The sequence below is a fragment of the Streptomyces sp. VTCC 41912 genome, assembly GCF_045799175.1.
Lineage (GTDB): Bacteria > Actinomycetota > Actinomycetes > Streptomycetales > Streptomycetaceae > Streptomyces > Streptomyces albulus_C.
In genome coordinates this window covers 17,286-31,454 of record NZ_JBJMAB010000011.1, presented here as the reverse complement: position 1 = coordinate 31,454, position 14,169 = coordinate 17,286, and the positions used below count along the sequence as shown (strand labels likewise).

Genomic DNA, 14,169 nt, shown 5'->3' with positions numbered 1-14,169 from the left:
CGGGGTGGGCGGTCACTCCCAGCGGAAGAACCGGGCCGCCGCGCCCAGGCCCAGGACGGCCCAGACGGCCAGGATGCCCAGGTCGGCCAGGGGCAGGCCGGCGCCGTGCTGGAGGACCTCCCGCAGCCCGTCCGAGAGCGCGGAGATCGGCAGGAACTGGAGCACCTGCTGGGCCCCGGCCGGGAACTTGTCCAGCGGGACGATCACCCCGCCGCCGACGAGCAGCAGCAGGAAGACCAGGTTGGCGGCGGCCAGCGTGGCCTCGGCCTTGAGGGTGCCGGCCATCAGCAGCCCCAGGCCGGAGAACGCGGCGGTGCCCAGCAGGAGCAGCAGGACCACGGAGAGCACGCCGGAGAACGTCGCGGCGCCGTGCGGCGACCAGCCCAGCGCGAGGGCGACCACGGTCAGCAGGGCGACCTGGAGGGCCTCGGTGACCAGCACCGCGCAGGTCTTGGCGGTCATCAGGCCCCAGCGCGGCAGCGGCGAGGCGGCCAGCCGCTTGAGCACGCCGTAGCGCCGCTCGAAGCCGGTGGCGATGGCCTGCCCGGTGAAGGCGGTGGACAGGACGGCGAGCCCCAGGACGCCGGGGGCGAGGAAGTCCACCGGCTTGCCGGCGCCGGTGTCGACGATGCGGACGGCGGAGAACAGCACCAGCAGCAGCGTCGGGATGATCACCGTCAGCAGCAGCTGCTCGCCGTTGCGCAGCAGCATCTTGGTTTCCAGGGCGGCCTGCGCGCGGATCATCCGGGGCAGCGGGGCGGCGCCGGGCCGCGGGGCGAACGTACCGGTCGCGGTGGTCATGCGCGCAGCTCCTTGCCGGTCAGCTCCAGGAAGACGTCCTCCAGCGTGTGGCGCTCGACGGCTATCGCGTCGGGCAGCACGCCGTTCTGGGCGCACCACGAGGCCACGGTGGCCAGCAGTTGCGGATCGATCCGGCCCTGGACGCGGTAGGTGCCGGCGGTCAGTTCGGCGGCGGCGCTGTCCGTCGGCAGCGCCTTGAGCAGCGAGGCGACGTCCAGGCCGGGGCGGCCGGTGAAGCGCAGGCTGTTCTCCGCGCCCCCCCTGCACAGCGCCTCCGGGCTGCCCTGGGTGACGACCCGGCCGCCGTCGATGATCGCGACGTCGTCGGCGAGCTGCTCGGCCTCGTCCATGAAGTGGGTGGTGAGCACCACGCTGACGCCGTCGGCGCGCAGTTCCCTGACGAGGTCCCAGGTGGCGCGGCGGGCCTGCGGGTCGAGGCCGGCCGTCGGCTCGTCGAGGAACACCAGCTCGGGGCGGCCGACCACGGCCATCGCCAGGGCCAGTCGCTGCTGCTGCCCGCCGGACAGCCGCCGGTACGCGGTGCGTCCGCAGCCGTCCAGGCCCAGTCGGTCCATCAACTGGTCCACGTCGAGGGGGTGGGCGTGCAGGGTGGCGGTGTGCCGCAGCATCTCCTCGGCCCGGGCGCCCGGGTAGACCCCACCCGACTGGAGCATCACGCCGATCCGCGGGCGCAGGGCGGCGGCGTCGGCGACCGGGTCCAGCCCCAGGACGCGGACCCGGCCGGCGTCCGGGCGCCGGTAGCCTTCGCAGGTCTCGACGGTGGTGGTCTTCCCGGCGCCGTTGGGGCCGAGGACCGCGGTCACGGTGCCGCGCGCGACGGTGAGGTCGAGACCGTCCACGGCGGTCTTCGTCCCGTACCGCTTGACCAGGCCGACGACCTCGACGGCGGGCTCGCGGCCGGGGGAGCGGGGGGCGTCCCCTGGGGAGGTGCTGGGCATGCCGGGCAGTCTACGGAGCGGGCGGGGGTGCCGGGAGCGGGGGCCGGGGCCCCTCCGGTCGGCGCGGGGCGCTCCGGCGGGAGGTACCCTCCGGGGTCGGCCGACGGTGGTTCCGCAGCGTGACGGACCACCCCGTAATTAGGTGACCCTAAGTGATGGAGGCCACCGGTCCGCCATTCGGTACAGGCTTGAATCGCTTTGACGAATTACGCAACAATGGCGTTGTGAAAAACGCGAGCGAGGATCGGAAGAGGCCCGCGGCCCGGCAGACCGCCGGTCCGGGTTCCGCCGCGCCGGCGCACGACGACCAGCCCGGTACCCGCAATCGCGTCGCCCGCTCCATCCTCGACCACGGTCCGTCCACCGCGGCCGAGCTCGCCCTCCGCCTGGAGCTGACCCAGGCCGCCGTCCGCCGTCACCTGGACGCGCTGGCGGCCGAGGGCGTCGTGGAGCCCCGCGAGAAGCGGGTCTACGGTGCCCGCGGCCGCGGCCGCCCGGCCAAGGCGTTCGCCCTGACCGAGTGCGGCCGGGACGCCTTCGACCAGGCGTACGACGACCTCGCCGCCGATGCGCTGCGCTGGATCGCGCAGAGTGCGGGCGGCGGCGCCCAGGGCGAGGCGGCGGTCGCCGCGTTCGCCCGGGCCCGGTTGGCCGCGCAGGCCGAGGGGTACCGCGAGGCGGTCGAGGCGGCCGAGCCGGAGGCCCGCACCCAGGCCCTGGCGAGGGCGTTGACCACGGACGGGTACGCTGCTACGGCGCGCAGTGCGCCCAATCCCCAGCTCGGTGAACAGCTCTGCCAGCACCACTGCCCGGTCGTCCACGTCGCCGAGCAGTACCCGCAGCTGTGCGAGGCGGAGACCGAGGTCTTCTCCCGATTGCTCGGGACCCACGTACAGCGCCTTGCCACCATCGCCCACGGCGACGGGGTGTGCACGACCTTCGTCCCGAAGGCCGGCGCCGGCAAGGCAGCTCACCGCACCGGTGAGCGCCCCACAAAGACCACCACAGCTTCTGCTAGCACCACGGCCGGGAGGAACCCCGCATGACGCTCCCCACGGAGACTGCTCACCCTGAGCTTGAGGGACTGGGCAACTACGAATACGGCTGGGCCGACTCCGACGCCGCCGGCGCCGCTGCCAAGCGCGGCCTGTCCGAGGCTGTCGTCCGCGACATCTCGGGGAAGAAGAGCGAGCCGGAGTGGATGCTCAAGCTCCGCCTCAAGGGGCTGAAGCTGTTCGACAAGAAGCCCATGCCGACCTGGGGCTCCGACCTGTCGGGCATCGACTTCGACAACATCAAGTACTTCGTCCGCTCCACCGAGCAGCAGGCGGCCTCCTGGGAGGACCTGCCCGAGGACATCAAGAACACCTACGACAAGCTCGGCATCCCCGAGGCCGAGAAGCAGCGCCTGGTCGCCGGTGTCGCCGCGCAGTACGAGTCCGAGGTCGTGTACCACCAGATCCGCGAGGACCTGGAGCAGCAGGGCGTCATCTTCCTGGACACCGACACCGCGCTGAAGGAGCACCCGGAGCTCTTCCAGGAGTACTTCGGCACGGTCATCCCGGTCGGCGACAACAAGTTCGCGTCGCTGAACACCGCGGTCTGGTCCGGCGGCTCGTTCATCTACGTGCCCAAGGGCGTCCACGTGGACATCCCGCTGCAGGCCTACTTCCGGATCAACACCGAGAACATGGGCCAGTTCGAGCGGACGCTGATCATCGTCGACGAGGACGCCTACGTCCACTACGTCGAGGGCTGCACCGCGCCGATCTACAAGTCCGACTCGCTGCACTCCGCGGTCGTCGAGATCATCGTCAAGAAGGGCGGCCGCTGCCGCTACACGACGATCCAGAACTGGTCGAACAACGTCTACAACCTGGTCACCAAGCGGGCCGTGGCCTACGAGGGCGCGACCATGGAGTGGGTCGACGGCAACCTCGGCTCCAAGGTGACGATGAAGTACCCCGCGGTCTACCTGATGGGCGAGCACGCCAAGGGCGAGACCCTCTCCATCGCCTTCGCGGGCGAGGGCCAGCACCAGGACGCCGGTTCCAAGATGGTCCACATGGCGCCGAACACCTCCTCCAACATCGTCTCCAAGTCGGTGGCGCGGGGCGGCGGCCGGACCTCCTACCGCGGCCTGGTCGAGATCGGCGAGGGCGCCGCGGGCTCCAAGTCCAACGTGCTGTGCGACGCGCTGCTGGTCGACACCATCTCCCGCTCGGACACCTACCCCTACGTGGACGTCCGCGAGGACGACGTCTCCATGGGCCACGAGGCGACCGTCTCCAAGGTCAGCGAGGACCAGCTCTTCTACCTGATGAGCCGCGGCCTGAGCGAGCAGGAGGCCATGGCGATGATCGTCCGCGGCTTCGTCGAGCCGATCGCCCGTGAGCTGCCGATGGAGTACGCGCTGGAGCTCAACCGGCTGATCGAGCTGCAGATGGAAGGCGCGGTCGGCTGACCCCGGCCCCACGCAGCGACTGACTCCCGACAGAACGCAGAAAGCGAGCTAGACGACAGCCATGGCTGAGGCTCAGACGACTATCCCGGCGGGTTCCACCACCACCGGTTCCATCGCGGTGGCTGCCGAGTCCACCGTCGCCACCCGGATGAGCGCCCCGCCGTCCTACGACGTGGCGGACTTCCCGGTGCCGCACGGCCGCGAGGAGGAGTGGCGCTTCACGCCGCTCGCGCGGCTGCGCGGTCTGCACGACGGCAGCGCCACGGCCGGCGGCCCCGACCTGAAGGTCGACATCACCGCGCCCGAGGGCGTCACCCACGAGCTCGTCGACCGTGCCGACCCGCGGGTCGGCAAGGCCGGCAAGCCGGTGGACCGTGTCGCCGCGCAGGCGTACAGCGTCTTCGAGAAGGCGTCGGTGGTCACCGTCCCCAAGGACACCGTCCTCACTGAGCCGGTGCGGATCCGGGTGCACGGCGACGGCGGTACCGCCTTCGGCCACCAGGTCATCGAGTTGGGCGCGTTCGCCGAGGCCGTCGTGGTCATCGACCACACCGGTGACGGCGTGCTCGCCGCCAACGTCGACTACCTGCTCGGCGACGGCGCCAAGCTGACCGTGGTCTCCGTGCAGGACTGGGACGACACCGCCGTCCACTGCGGCCAGCACAACGCCCTGGTCGGCCGGGACGCCAGCTTCAAGTCCGTGGTCGTCACCTTCGGCGGCGACCTGGTCCGCCTCCACCCGCGGATCGACTACCAGGGTCCCGGCGGCGAGGCCGAGCTCTACGGCCTGTACTTCACCGAGCGGGGCCAGCACCAGGAGCACCGCCTCTTCGTCGACCACGACACCCCGAACTGCCGCTCGCACGTGACCTACAAGGGCGCGCTGCAGGGGCAGGACGCACACGCGGTCTGGATCGGCGACGTGCTGATCCAGGCGGCCGCCACCGGCACCGACACCTACGAGCTCAACCGCAACCTCGTCCTGACCGACGGCGCGCGGGTCGACTCGGTGCCCAACCTGGAGATCGAGACCGGCGAGATCGTCGGCGCCGGCCACGCCTCGGCGACCGGCCGGTTCGACGACGAGCAGCTCTTCTACCTGATGGCCCGCGGCATCCCCGCCGACGAGGCGCGCCGGCTGGTCGTCCGCGGCTTCTTCGCCGAGCTGGTCCAGCAGATCGGCGTCCCGGACGTCGAGGAGCGGCTGATGAGCAAGATCGAAGCCGAGCTGGAAGCGTCGGCGGCATGACCTACGTACGCGCCGCCGCGCTGAGCGAGCTGGAGGAGGACACCCCCAAGAGGGTGGAGATCGACGGCACGCCGATTTCGCTGGTGCGCACCGAGGGCGAGGTGTTCGCGATCAACGACATCTGCTCGCACGCCAACGTCTCCCTGTCGGAGGGCGAGGTCGAGGACTGCTCGATCGAGTGCTGGCTGCACGGTTCGAGCTTCGACCTGCGCACCGGCAAGCCGTCCGGCCTTCCCGCGACGCGCCCCGTCCCCGTTTACCCCGTAAAGATCGAAGGGGACGACGTGCTCGTCTCCGTCACCCAGGAGTCCTGAGTCACCCATGGCAACGCTTGAGATCCACGACCTGCACGTCTCCGTCGAAGCCGAGAACGGCCAGCGCGAGATCCTGAAGGGCGTCGACCTGACTGTGAAGCAGGGCGAGACGCACGCCATCATGGGCCCCAACGGCTCCGGCAAGTCGACCCTCGCCTACTCCCTCGCGGGTCACCCCAAGTACACGATCACCGGCGGCACCGTCACCCTCGACGGCGAGGACGTCCTGGAGATGTCCGTCGACGAGCGCGCCCGGGCCGGCGTCTTCCTCGCCATGCAGTACCCGGTCGAGGTCCCCGGCGTCTCGGTCTCCAACTTCCTGCGCACCTCCGCCACCGCCATCCGCGGTGAGGCCCCCAAGCTCCGCACGTGGGTCAAGGAGGTCAAGGAGGCCATGGCGCGTCTCCAGATGGACCCGGCGTTCGCCGAGCGCAACGTCAACGAGGGCTTCTCCGGCGGTGAGAAGAAGCGCCACGAGATCCTCCAGCTGGAGCTGCTCAAGCCGAAGATCGCGATCCTCGACGAGACCGACTCCGGCCTCGACGTCGACGCGCTGCGGGTCGTCTCCGAGGGCGTCAACCGCGTCCGCGAGACCGGTGAGGTGGGCACTCTGCTGATCACCCACTACACCCGGATCCTCCGTTACATCAAGCCCGACCACGTCCACGTCTTCGCCAACGGCCGGATCGCCGAGTCCGGCGGCCCCGAGCTGGCGGACAAGCTGGAGGCCGAGGGCTACGAGGCGTACGTGAAGGGTGGTACCACCGCGTGACACAGCTGCCGGGCCTCCTCGACACAGAGGCGATCCGTAAGGACTTCCCCCTCCTGGACCGTCAGGTCCACGACGGGAAGAAGATCGTGTACCTGGACAACGCGGCGACGTCGCAGAAGCCGCGCCAGGTCCTCGACGCCCTGAGTGCCTACTACGAACGTCACAACGCCAACGTCCACCGCGGCGTGCACGTGCTCGCCGAGGAGGCCACGGCGCTGTACGAAGGTGCCCGCGACAAGGTCGCCACCTTCATCAACGCGCCGAGCCGCAACGAGGTGATCTTCACCAAGAACGCCTCGGAGTCGCTCAACCTCGTGGCGAACATGCTCGGTTGGGCCGACGAGCCCTACCGCGTGGACCACGAGACCGAGATCGTCATCACGGAGATGGAGCACCACTCCAACATCGTCCCGTGGCAGCTGCTCTCGCAGCGCACCGGCGCGAAGCTGAAGTGGTTCGGCCTGACCGACGACGGCCGGCTGGACCTCTCCACCATCGACGAGGTCATCACCGACCGGACCAAGGTGGTCTCGTTCACCCTGGTGTCCAACCTCCTGGGCACGGTCAACCCGGTCGAGACGATCATCCGCCGCGCCCAGGAAGTCGGCGCCCTGGTGGTCATAGACGCCTCGCAGGCCGCGCCGCACATGGTCCTGGACGTCCAGGCACTGCAGGCCGACTTCGTGGCCTTCACCGGCCACAAGATGTGCGGCCCGACCGGCATCGGCGTCCTGTGGGGCCGCCAGGAGCTGCTGGAGGACCTCCCGCCGTTCCTCGGCGGTGGCGAGATGATCGAAACCGTCTCGATGCACTCCTCCACGTACGCCCCGGCGCCGCACAAGTTCGAGGCCGGTACGCCCCCGATCGCCCAGGCCGTCGGCCTCGGCGCGGCGGTGGACTACCTCAGCGCCATCGGCATGGACAAGATCGCCGCGCACGAGCACGCGATCACCGAGTACGCCGTCAAGCGGCTGCTGGAGGTCCCCGACCTCAAGATCATCGGCCCGAGCACGGCCGAGGACCGCGGGGCGACGATCTCCTTCACGCTCGGCGACATCCACCCGCACGACGTGGGTCAGGTTCTGGACGAGCAGGGCATCGCGGTCCGGGTGGGCCACCACTGCGCGCGCCCGGTCTGCCTGCGCTACGGAATTCCTGCGACCACGCGGGCGTCGTTCTATCTGTACTCCACCCCGGGCGAGGTCGATGCCTTGGTCGAGGGCCTGGAGCACGTCCGCAACTTCTTCGGTTAATGATCACCGCGGTTAACGAGCACGGCGGATGAGGACGAGGACTGACTGAGTCGTGAAGCTGGATTCCATGTACCAGGACGTCATCCTGGACCACTACAAGCACCCCCACGGGCGCGGTCTTCGGGACGGCGACGCCGAGGTGCACCACGTCAACCCCACGTGCGGCGACGAGATCACGCTCCGCGTCCGGCTCGACGGCACGACCATCGAGGACGTGTCGTACGAGGGGCAGGGCTGCTCCATCAGCCAGGCCAGTGCGTCGGTGCTCAACGACCTCCTGGTCGGCAAGGAGCTCGGTGAGGCGCAGCGGATCCAGGAGACGTTCCTGGAGCTGATGCAGTCCAAGGGCCAGGTGGAGCCGGACGACGCGATGGAGGAGGTGCTGGAGGACGCGGTCGCGTTCGCCGGCGTCTCGAAGTACCCGGCGCGCGTGAAGTGCGCCCTGCTCAGCTGGATGGCCTGGAAGGACGCCACGGCCAAGGCCCTTTCCCAGGAGGCGAAGACCGCATGACCGACACCCCGACCACCACCAAGCCGGCCTCGGAGGAAGAGGTCCGCGAGGCGCTGTACGACGTCGTCGACCCCGAGCTGGGCATCGACGTCGTCAACCTCGGGCTGATCTACGGCATCCACATCGACGACGCCAACATCGCCACCATCGACATGACGCTGACCTCGGCGGCCTGCCCGTTGACCGACGTCATCGAGGACCAGGCGCGGTCCGCGACGGACGGCATCGTCAACGAGCTGAAGATCAACTGGGTCTGGATGCCGCCGTGGGGCCCGGACAAGATCACCGACGACGGCCGCGAGCAGCTGCGCGCGCTGGGCTTCAACGTCTGAGCGGCCCTCCCGCGATACCCCGCACGGTCACCACGGCCGTGCCCACCGGTTCTCCGGTGGGCACGGCCGTGGTGTCGTTGCGGGCTCCGGCGCCGGCCGGTGCGGGCACGGCGGGGGCGCTCCCGCTCGTTGTGTACGCCCGTACGCAACGCTGTGTACGCTCGTACGCATGGCCTACCTGACGCTCGCCGGCGCGATCCTCTCCGAGATCCTCGCCACCACCTTGATGAAGTACAGCCACGGCTTCAGCAAGCTGTGGCCCTCGCTCGGCACCGCCCTCGGGTACGTGCTGGCCTTCGCGCTGCTCGCCCAGACCCTGAAGACGATGAGCGTCGGGACCGCGTACGCGATCTGGGCCGGGGCTGGCACCGCGCTGATCGCCGCGATCGGCATGGTGTTCCTGGGCGAGAGCGCCAGCGCGCTCAAGATCCTCGGGGTGCTGCTGGTGATAGCCGGGGTCGTGGTGCTCAACCTCGGCGGGGCGCACTGATGGCCCGCCGCTACGACCCGGACCGGCGGCAGCGGATCATCGACGCGGCGATCGCGGTGGTCGGGGAGCGGGGCATCGCCGGGCTCAGCCACCGCGCGGTGGCCACCGCGGCGGACGTCCCGCTGGGTTCCACGACGTACCACTTCGCGACCCTCGACGATCTGCTGGTCGCCGCGCTGCGGCAGGCCAACGGCTGGTGGCTGGCGGACTTCGCGCGCTGGGTGGACGGGATCGACCCGACCGTGCCGCTCGCCGACGAGGCGGCCCGCCTGGTCGCCGAGACCCTCGCCGGGGACCGGGCGCGGGTGGCGCTGGAGTACGAGCTGTACCTGGCGGCGCTGCGCCACGAGGCGGTCCGGCCGATCGCGGCCGAGTGCCTGGACGAGATGGTGACGCTGCTCGCCCGGCGGATCGGCGACCGGGCCGCCGCCCGGGCGGTGGTGGCCTTCACCGACGGGCTGATGCTCCAGCACCTGCTCACCGGGCAGCCCTTCCGGCCGGACGTGGTGCGCGAGGGGTTGGCGGGGGTGCTGGGGCCGTCCGGTGACCGGTCGGCGGAGTAGGCGCGGTCGCGCGCCCACCGCCGTGCGAGCCGGGCCCCGGGGGGGCGAGCGCACGGCCGGGGACCGATCGCTGAGACCGGTTCGCCACCACGGGCCGGCTCCGGTTAGGTTTCCAGCATGACCGATGCTGCAACTCCCCGTACCACCGGCGCCGTCGCCGCCGGGCTCGCCACCGTCGCCGCCGACGGCACCGTTCTCGACACCTGGTTCCCCGCGCCCGAGCTGGTCGACGCGCCCGGCCCGGCCGGCACCGAGCAGCTGGCGGACGACCGCGCCACCGAGCTGCTGGGCGCCGCCGCCCTGAAGGCCATCGGCCCGGACCCGGTCCGCGGCGTGGAGGTCGTGGCCGTCCGCACGGTCATCGCCTCCCTGGAGGACAAGCCGCTGGACGCGCACGACGCCTACCTGCGCCTGCACCTGCTCAGCCACCGCCTGGTCAAGCCGCACGGCCAGAGCCTGGAGGGCGTCTTCGGCCTGCTGGCCAACGTCGCCTGGACCTCGCTCGGCCCGGTGCCCGTCGACCAGCTGGAGACGGCCCGGCTGAACGCCCGCGCCGAGGGCCTGCACCTCCAGGTCACCAGCGTCGACAAGTTCCCGCGGATGACCGACTACGTGGCGCCCGCCGGCGTCCGGATCGCCGACGCCGACCGGGTGCGGCTGGGCGCCCACCTCGCGGCCGGCACCACCGTCATGCACGAGGGCTTCGTCAACTTCAACGCCGGCACGCTGGGCACCTCGATGATCGAGGGCCGGATCAGCGCCGGTGTGGTGATCGGCGACGGCAGCGACATCGGCGGCGGCGCCTCCACGATGGGCACCCTCTCCGGCGGCGGCAAGCAGATCATCGCGATCGGCGAGCGCTGCCTGCTCGGTGCCGAGTCCGGCATCGGCATCGCGCTGGGCGACGAGTGCGTGGTCGAGGCCGGTCTGTACGTGACCGCGGGCACCCGCGTCACGCTGCCCGACGGTCAGATCGTCAAGGCGCTGGAGCTCTCCGGCGCCGACAACATCCTCTTCCGCCGCAACTCCACCACCGGCACCGTGGAGGCCCGCCCGAACAAGGCGGTCTGGGGCGGTCTGAACGAGATCCTGCACAGCCACAACTGACCGGGCACCGTCCCGCGGTCATCGCCCCGGGCCCGGCGGCCGCCCCGCCGGGCCCGGGGCGTGTTTTCGTCCGATCCCGTCGGGGCTCGCGGGCCGGTCGGCTGTTGTCCCGGACCGGTCAACTGCCCCACCGCGCCGATAGGGTGACCCCATGCGTGATCTTGTAGCGGGGATGCGGTACCTGGGCCGGGGCGTGCGCTGGGTCGCGGGGCACGGCCGGTGGTGGGGTTTCGGACTGCTGCCCGCGCTGGTCGCGCTGGTGCTGTACGCGGGGCTGCTCACCGTGCTGGGGCTGTACTCCGGCGACCTCGCCGCCTGGGCGACGCCGTTCGCCGACGGCTGGGGCGCGCCGTGGCAGGGGCTGCTGCGCGGGCTGTTCGTGGCGCTGCTGTTCGCCGGCGGACTGACGCTGTCGGTGCTGACCTTCACCGCCGTCACGCTGCTGATCGGCGAACCCTTCTACGAGTCGCTCTCGGAGCGGGTCGAGGAGAGCGAGGGCGGCTGCCCGCCCGGGCCGGACCGCCCGCTGTGGCGGGAGATCGCCGTCGCGCTGCGGGACATGGTGCACGTGCTGCTGCGGGCCGCCGGGTTCGGGGTGCTGCTCTTCCTGCTGGGCTTCCTGCCGTTCGTCGGCCAGACCGTCGTCCCGGTCGTCGGCTTCGGGGTCTCCGGCTTCTTCCTCGCGGTGGAGCTGACCACGGTGGCCATGCAGCGCCGGGACGTGCCGGTGCGCGAACGGCTGCGGCTGCTGCGCGGCCGGCGCTGGCTGGCGGTCGGCTTCGGCACGCCGCTGGTGCTGCTGTTCCTGATCCCGTTCGCGGCGGTGGTGTTGATGCCGGGCGCGGTGGCCGGGGCGACCCTGCTGGTGCGGGAGTTGCTGCCCGTGGAGGCGGAGGCCGGGCCGGCGGTGGTCGACGGGGACGAGCCCGACGGCCGGGCGGCGGTGCCCGCCACCTGGTGACCGCGCGCCCTGCCGGCGCCCGCACGACGGGAAGCGGCCGCCGCACCCGTGAGGTGCGACGGCCGCTTCGGCGTACTGCCCTCTTCGCGTCAGTCAGCCTTGCGCGACCGCGGCTTCAGGTCCTGGGTGCGCTCTGCGGCGGACTCCTCCGCCTGCGGCCGGTGCTGCTCGGAGCGCCGCTCCGCGGCCCGGTCCTGCTTGCCCGACTTACGGTTCTGCGACTTCGGCATCATGACTCCTTTTGTCTCGCCGAAACGATGCTTACCCGCCCAGTACCGCACCCCCGGGCGCAGTTGGCCCCCGGAGGTGGGCTGGTGGAGTGATGCGAAGGTCACCCCGGGTGAGGCGAGGGGGAGGAGTCGGGCGGTCAGGGCGTCAGGCGCAGCACCTGGGGGTCGTGGTCGCTGGTCTGGTCCGCGTACTCGGCGTTGATGTGCACCACGTCGTAGTCGGTGCGGGTCAGTGCCTTGCTGGTGAGCAGGTGGTCCAGCACCTGGGAGTTGCCCTGGTAGACGTAGCTGTAGCGCTCGGCGGCCGGCAGCTTGGTGACCTGGTCGGTGAGCACGCCGCCGCTGGTGAGCGTCTTCAACGCGGGGGAGAACTGGTAGTCGTTGAGGTCCCCGGCCACCACCACGTCGGCCTTGGGGTCCTTGGCCAGCAGGTCCTTGACGAAGGCGTTGACCAGCTTCGCCTGGGCGGTGCGCTGGGTCTCCGAGGTCCGGGCCGGCGGCTGGAAACGGCTGTCCAGGCCCTGGTCGCCGCCCTTGGAGTTGAAGTGGTTGGCGATCACGAAGACCCGGCGGTCCGGCGCGCTGCGCAGCGCGAACTCGCCGACCAGCGGCTTGCGGCTGGCCTTCCACGCCGCGTCGGTCGGCGCGATCCGCCCCGGCGACGCGGACAGTCCGGCCCGGCCGTGGTCGTCGACCACCTTCACCGGCGTGGTCGCGTCGCCGCCCGGGACGTCCGTGAACGCCACCCGTTGCGGGTTGAACAGGAACGCCACCCGGATGTTGCCGCCGGGCTGGCCGCCGTCCTGGTCGTTCTGCGGGTCGATCGCCCGCCACTCGTAGGCCGGGCCGCCGGCCGCCTTGATGGCGTCGGTGAGCTTCTTCAGGGTGGCCCCCGCGGCCACCGTGCCGTCGTCGGTGGCGCCGCTGTCGTCCTGGACCTCCTCCAGGGCCACCACGTCGGGGGCGGCGAGGTTGTGCACCAACCCCTTCGCCAGCCGGTCGAACTTGGTCTGCGGGTTGTCCGGGGCGAGGTTCTCGACGTTGTACGTCGCCACCGCCAACTCGCCGGCCTTCTGCTTGCGGGTGACCTCGGGCGCCGGGGTGTGCGCGGCGAGCGTGCCCAACTCGGTGGCCTGGACGGTGTAGCCGCCGAAGTTGTCGTAGTCCAGAGGGCCGGCGGTGGTGCCGTTCAGCCGGTCGCCGACGTTGGCGACCGGGAACGGCCGCTGGGAGAACGGAATGAGCGACTGCACCTTGATCCGGCCGCCGTTGGGGTCGGCGTACGAGCCGTAGAGCGTGCCGCCGCGGGCGGTGCGGTGGTGCTGGGGGGTGGCGGTCACCCACAGCTCGTTGTGGGTGTTGGTGGGGCCGACCACCGGGGCGTCGGCGACCGCGACCCGCATGCCCTCCAGCGACTCCAGGCGGTCGAGCGCGTACTTCGTGGGCTGGAGGGTGCGCGCCTCGATGCTCTGGCCGCCGGCGTCCGGCGCGTACGCCGCGGGGATCGCGGACGCGTTGAGCTTGACCGGGGCCGGCAGCGGCTGGTTGCTCGCGGTGACCTTCCAGGTGGCACCGGTGACCTCGGTGACGGACTGGCCGCCGGCGTCCTTGCCGCCCGGGTAGTACTCGGTGACCGTGCCGCTGAAGGTCAGCGCGTCGCCGACCGCCACCGCGGGCGTTTCCTTTCCGGTGAAGACGAAGATCGCCTCGCTGGTGGCGGGGTCGTCGTCGGGGTGCGGGTCCTGCACCCAGAAACCGCGGGACGAGCCGAACGCCCGGATCGCGGTCACGGTGCCGGGAACGTCGCTGACCTGCTTGCCGGCCAGCGGGGATATCCGGGTCCTGCCTTGTATGTCGTGGATCCGGGTGCCGGCCGCCGAGGCGGACTGCACGCTGAGCAGGCCGCCGGTGAGGGCGGCGCAGGCGGCCACCGCACTGAGGACGACCGGTCTGCGGAGCGTACGACGGGATGGCATCAATGCCTCCGGGGAGAGGGGGGTAGGAGGGAGTGGCGGAGCGGGACCGGCGCTCGCTACGCGCGTCAATCTCCTTGGGGCGCAAGGGAGTTGTCAAGGTTCTCCCGGTGGACGGGAGCGTACGGGGAGGTGAACCGCCCGAGATGGGGAGAATTCCGTCTACGCTTGGGCGGCGCACCAGCCGCCG

16 protein-coding genes are annotated in these 14,169 nt (G+C 71.2%); 12 read left to right on the top strand and 4 right to left on the bottom strand.

All coding sequences use genetic code 11. The features are described from left to right. Positions 1-12: 12 nt before the first annotated feature. Positions 13-801: an ABC transporter permease gene (locus ACJ6WD_RS18055; RefSeq protein ID WP_233658227.1), complete on the bottom strand. Its 789-nt coding sequence runs from the start codon at positions 799-801 to the stop codon at positions 13-15. After that, entirely contained in the window at positions 798-1,760 is a 963-nt protein-coding gene (locus tag ACJ6WD_RS18050) for an ABC transporter ATP-binding protein (protein ID WP_376447391.1), read from the bottom strand. Before ACJ6WD_RS18050 ends, ACJ6WD_RS18055 begins: the two co-directional genes overlap by 4 nt. A gap of 224 nt (positions 1,761-1,984) precedes the next feature. Here ACJ6WD_RS18050 and ACJ6WD_RS18045 point away from each other — a divergent pair, with 224 nt between their 5' ends. The 12 genes from ACJ6WD_RS18045 to ACJ6WD_RS17990 all read left to right on the top strand — a co-directional run bounded on the left by ACJ6WD_RS18045 (position 1,985) and on the right by ACJ6WD_RS17990 (position 11,776). Beyond that, positions 1,985-2,806 carry a metalloregulator ArsR/SmtB family transcription factor gene (locus ACJ6WD_RS18045; protein WP_016578646.1) on the top strand — a complete coding sequence of 274 codons (822 nt, stop codon included), beginning with the start codon at positions 1,985-1,987 and terminating at the stop codon, positions 2,804-2,806. Next, entirely contained in the window at positions 2,803-4,224 is a 1,422-nt protein-coding gene (gene sufB / locus ACJ6WD_RS18040) for a Fe-S cluster assembly protein SufB (protein ID WP_016578645.1), read from the top strand. Before ACJ6WD_RS18045 ends, sufB begins: the two co-directional genes overlap by 4 nt. A gap of 61 nt (positions 4,225-4,285) precedes the next feature. Next, entirely contained in the window at positions 4,286-5,473 is a 1,188-nt protein-coding gene (sufD, locus tag ACJ6WD_RS18035; protein WP_016578644.1) for a Fe-S cluster assembly protein SufD, read from the top strand. Next, on the top strand, positions 5,470-5,787 hold the full coding sequence (locus ACJ6WD_RS18030; RefSeq protein ID WP_016578643.1) for a non-heme iron oxygenase ferredoxin subunit: 318 nt from the start codon (positions 5,470-5,472) through the stop codon (positions 5,785-5,787). Before sufD ends, ACJ6WD_RS18030 begins: the two co-directional genes overlap by 4 nt. 7 nt (positions 5,788-5,794) lie before the next feature. Beyond that, entirely contained in the window at positions 5,795-6,559 is a 765-nt protein-coding gene (gene sufC / locus ACJ6WD_RS18025) for a Fe-S cluster assembly ATPase SufC (RefSeq protein WP_016578642.1), read from the top strand. After that, complete coding sequence (locus tag ACJ6WD_RS18020) at positions 6,556-7,812, top strand: cysteine desulfurase (protein ID WP_016578641.1); 1,257 nt, start codon at positions 6,556-6,558, stop codon at positions 7,810-7,812. The genes sufC and ACJ6WD_RS18020 overlap by 4 nt, the downstream gene beginning before the upstream one ends. 52 nt (positions 7,813-7,864) lie before the next feature. After that, positions 7,865-8,323 (top strand): Fe-S cluster assembly sulfur transfer protein SufU, encoded by a 459-nt coding sequence (gene sufU / locus ACJ6WD_RS18015; protein WP_016578640.1) that lies wholly within the window; start codon positions 7,865-7,867, stop codon positions 8,321-8,323. Beyond that, complete coding sequence (locus ACJ6WD_RS18010; protein WP_016578639.1) at positions 8,320-8,655, top strand: metal-sulfur cluster assembly factor; 336 nt, start codon at positions 8,320-8,322, stop codon at positions 8,653-8,655. Before sufU ends, ACJ6WD_RS18010 begins: the two co-directional genes overlap by 4 nt. Before the next feature lie 169 nt (positions 8,656-8,824). Next, a complete protein-coding gene (locus ACJ6WD_RS18005; RefSeq protein WP_233658230.1) occupies positions 8,825-9,145 on the top strand; it encodes a multidrug efflux SMR transporter in 321 nt (106 codons plus the stop codon). After that, a complete protein-coding gene (locus tag ACJ6WD_RS18000; RefSeq protein WP_331247153.1) occupies positions 9,145-9,708 on the top strand; it encodes a TetR family transcriptional regulator in 564 nt (187 codons plus the stop codon). The genes ACJ6WD_RS18005 and ACJ6WD_RS18000 overlap by 1 nt, the downstream gene beginning before the upstream one ends. Positions 9,709-9,825: 117 nt before the next feature. Further along, positions 9,826-10,815, top strand: a complete 990-nt coding sequence (gene dapD, locus ACJ6WD_RS17995; protein ID WP_016578636.1) for a 2,3,4,5-tetrahydropyridine-2,6-dicarboxylate N-succinyltransferase — start codon at positions 9,826-9,828, stop codon at positions 10,813-10,815. A 151-nt stretch (positions 10,816-10,966) separates the two neighbouring features. Then, positions 10,967-11,776: an EI24 domain-containing protein gene (locus ACJ6WD_RS17990; protein WP_407616167.1), complete on the top strand. Its 810-nt coding sequence runs from the start codon at positions 10,967-10,969 to the stop codon at positions 11,774-11,776. A gap of 89 nt (positions 11,777-11,865) precedes the next feature. Here ACJ6WD_RS17990 and ACJ6WD_RS17985 read toward each other — a convergent pair whose 3' ends face one another. Then, complete coding sequence (locus ACJ6WD_RS17985) at positions 11,866-12,006, bottom strand: hypothetical protein (RefSeq protein WP_165479640.1); 141 nt, start codon at positions 12,004-12,006, stop codon at positions 11,866-11,868. Positions 12,007-12,143: 137 nt separating this feature from the next. Further along, positions 12,144-13,982 carry an endonuclease/exonuclease/phosphatase family protein gene (locus tag ACJ6WD_RS17980; protein ID WP_407616166.1) on the bottom strand — a complete coding sequence of 613 codons (1,839 nt, stop codon included), beginning with the start codon at positions 13,980-13,982 and terminating at the stop codon, positions 12,144-12,146. Positions 13,983-14,169 lie beyond the last annotated feature (187 nt).